The organism is Pseudomonas fluorescens, assembly GCF_000967965.1.
In the GTDB taxonomy this organism is placed as follows: Bacteria; Pseudomonadota; Gammaproteobacteria; order Pseudomonadales; family Pseudomonadaceae; genus Aquipseudomonas; species Aquipseudomonas grandcourensis.
Genome location: NZ_LACC01000001.1, coordinates 276 through 803 on the forward strand (window position 1 = coordinate 276; position 528 = coordinate 803).

General features: G+C 57.4%; 3 protein-coding genes. All 3 read left to right on the forward strand.

The window, feature by feature from the left end:
* Position 1 precedes the first annotated feature (1 nt).
* Positions 2-157 (forward strand): immunoglobulin-like domain-containing protein, encoded by a 156-nt coding sequence (locus VC35_RS30190; RefSeq protein WP_311132818.1) that lies wholly within the window; start codon positions 2-4, stop codon positions 155-157.
* A gap of 10 nt (positions 158-167) precedes the next feature.
* Positions 168-389 carry an immunoglobulin-like domain-containing protein gene (locus VC35_RS28330; RefSeq protein ID WP_052960531.1) on the forward strand — a complete coding sequence of 74 codons (222 nt, stop codon included), beginning with the start codon at positions 168-170 and terminating at the stop codon, positions 387-389.
* A partial coding sequence (locus tag VC35_RS30440; protein ID WP_472978130.1) for an immunoglobulin-like domain-containing protein occupies positions 355-528 on the forward strand: 174 nt, incomplete at its 3' end. The genes VC35_RS28330 and VC35_RS30440, both read left to right, overlap by 35 nt.

A 528-nucleotide genomic window follows, 5' to 3' on the forward strand; every position in this document is an offset into this window, starting at 1 on the left:
CATCGCCAGCAACGGCGATGTACAGGAAAACGTCGCGCCGACCTTCACCGTCAAGGTTGACCAGAAGCTCGACCATGACCTCAAGGTCACCCTGAGCAACGGCGACACCGTCACCATTGAAGCCGGCAAATTGTCGGCCATCTACACCGCGCAATAACCACGGTCCGTTGGAATTCACGCTGTCCGATGGCTCAAAAGTCACCGTTCCAGCCAATACCGCGACCGGTTCCGCCACCATCATCGCCAAGGATGACGTCTACACCGGCGGCCAGCCGTCCATCGTCAACAAGCTGGAATCGGTCAGCGGCGCGGACAATTTCGAGAAGTTGACTCTGGGCAAGGACCAGTTCACCGTTGTCGGCCATCTACACCGCACCGGTACAGGGTGACGATGTCTACAAGGACGGTCAGACCCTGACGGTTGGCATCAGTGATGCGACGGTTGATGGCAAATCGTTTGAGAACCTGGTCATTGGTGGCGAAGCCAAGGTCGAAATTACCGACACTGTCAGCGAAGTCATCGCCACC